Source organism: Streptococcus sp. HSISS2 (genome assembly GCF_000448665.1).
Classification (GTDB): domain Bacteria; phylum Bacillota; class Bacilli; order Lactobacillales; family Streptococcaceae; genus Streptococcus; species Streptococcus raffinosi.
In genome coordinates, this window is record NZ_CM002133.1 from 909757 (window position 1) to 912335 (window position 2579).

At 44.6% G+C, this 2579-nt stretch carries 1 pseudogene; it reads right to left on the reverse strand.

The features are described from left to right. Positions 1–2579 (reverse strand): annotated as a pseudogene (locus HSISS2_RS04045) (GEVED domain-containing protein); the annotation flags it as partial.

Sequence of the window (2579 nt, forward strand, 5' to 3'; positions counted from 1 at the left end):
CCGCTGGTGCAGTTCCGACAAATGATTTTTCTGGAACGAAAGTTACTGTTCCGTCTGCTGCTACTGTGTAAGTACCTACGTTTGGAATTGTCTTAGTTTTTGTACCATCGTCAAATGTCGCTGGTACAGCTTCATTGATTGCTACTGTCTTATCAACGCCATCAACGTTTACTGTTCCACCTTGGAATTCAGGTTTGCCTGTTTGTGTGGCACCTTGGATATCAGTTGACTCAGCTGGTGTTGCGGTTGGACTTACTGGAACGATTTCTGGTGTGTAGGTTGTAGCCACCTTGATACCATTCGAGCTTTCAGCTTGAACCTTAGCCGGTGTAACAGCACCTGTATATGATTTATCAGTCGGTGTGAAGGTTACTGTTCCAGTTGCTGGATCAATTGAGAAGTTACCGATTTCAGTTGTACCGTCTGCTGCATATGCTGGGGTTGTACCGGTTACTTCGTTCCCATCTTTATCCAAGAGTTTGTAACTATTGTCTTTGATGGTAATAGCCTTGTCTTGACCGTTGACTTGGACAGTTGTGCCTGCAAAGGTTGGAGTGCCTGTTTGCGTAGCACCTTGAATATCCTTAGATTTAGCAGGTTGAGCTGTTGGAACAGCTGCTACAACTGTTGGTGTGTAAGTCGCATCCGATGTGATGGTTGCAGTCTTACCGTTCGCATTTGTAATTGTAGCAGTTGCCTGAACAGTTACTCCTGTTGCAGTACCTACAAAATCTTTTTCTGGAGTAAATGTAACTGCTCCAGTCGTTGGATCGATAGTATAGCTACCTTCTCCCGCTACAGTTACAGTTGCATCATCAGTCGGTTGACCAGTTGTTGGATCCACCAATTTCTTGCTTGTGATTTGAGCTGTCTTGTCATTACTTAAATCAAAGGTTGGTGTTTGTGTTTGAGGAACGTTCTGAACATCTGCAGAAACTTTATTTGTAGGAGTAACCGTAATTGGTGTTACCGTTGGAGTGTACTTAGCAGTCGCTGTCTTAACGTACTCATCACGAATCGTACCATCTTTATCTCGTCCAACAGGAGCAGACAAGGTCACCGTTACGCCATTCGCAGTGCCTGTAAAACCAGGTTCTGGAACGAAGGTCACTTTACCAGTCGTATCATCGATAGTGTAAGTTCCTTCTCCTGCTACCGTAACAGAAAGAGCATTTGTCGGTTGACCAGTTGCTGGATCTACCAATTTAGCAGGATATAAGGCACTTGGAGTAACAGTAATCTTATTACCATCTAGGTTAGTTCCAACTACATTAAAGGTTGGTGTACCTGTTTGGGTTGCTCCTTGCACATCGGTAGACGTCTTGCTTTCGCCTTTGATATCTTTTGGAGTAACCGTTGGGATGTAAAGACCGTCCATGGTATTGATGGCCGTATCGACATTGGCTTCCATGTCAGGGAATTTAGTAGACCAACCTGTGTCATAGCCATTGGTATCTGTACGACGGATAGAAATACCATCTGCTGTTCCTAGGAAGTGATCTTCAGGAATGAACTCAACATCCACTGAAGTCCCGTTTGGAGTGATCTTATATTTCCCTTGACCAGCCACAGCATAATAGCCATCTGCTCCAGGTGTTACGACTTGACCAGTACGGTTGTCCACTATCTGAGGAGCAACAGTTTCGTCAATCTGAGCTACAGCTGTACGGCTATACTTGTAGAGACCACGAGCCGTAAAGGCAACCGTTGCCGTTTGTTTTTCGCCTTGAAGGCCAGACGTTGCTTTGACTTCACCTTTTGGTGGGTGAGTAACCTGAGTTCTGAAGTCTTCGACTTCCCCTGAGAAAGCCATTCCTGTAGGTTTTTCGATTTGATCAGCATCCTTAGCAATCCGGACACGTACACCTAGTTCATTGACACTAGGATCGATATAGGTTTTGCTCTTGGTGAATTTTAGAGTAACAGAACCATCCTTGGTAATAGTGGCCAACTCAGAACGTTCATCTTCATCAAAGGTGCCGTTTTGGTTAAAGTCAATCCAACCATAAATATTGGCTTGAGGCGCCCCATCTGTATGAGCTTCAAGAGTGATGGTGTAGTTCCCTGGATGCGTACGATCCATTTTGATCATCTCATTGGTTGTCCCTTTGAGCTCAGCTGGGAGCAATTGATCAACTCCTTCATCAGCTGTCGTTGCATTATCATCACCAAACCAATCATGTGCGTTGTTTTCATCCATATCTGGGCTCAAGTGACCAAGATAAGGTTGAGTGACTTTGTTACCTGTTATCCCATCAACGGTTGCGATAGAGTGGATAGCCTTACCATAAGACTCCGGTGCATCCCCTTCATCAAGCGGGAAAAATCCAAACATAGCTGACTGTTTCCCACCAGAGACGATATAAAGACCAATCTCAGAAGCCCCCTTAGTCATAACAAGAGGAACAGCAACAGAACTTGCAGAAATATTTGGTCCAAACACTCCTGTTCCGAGACCTCCAGTTGTTAAATCGGAACTACCAAAGTATTTCCAAGCAACCGCTTTTTATCCGGTCCAACTTGATTTGAACGTCGAAGTTGGTCAAGGTTCGTCCTATAGAGACTCATGCCATTTATAA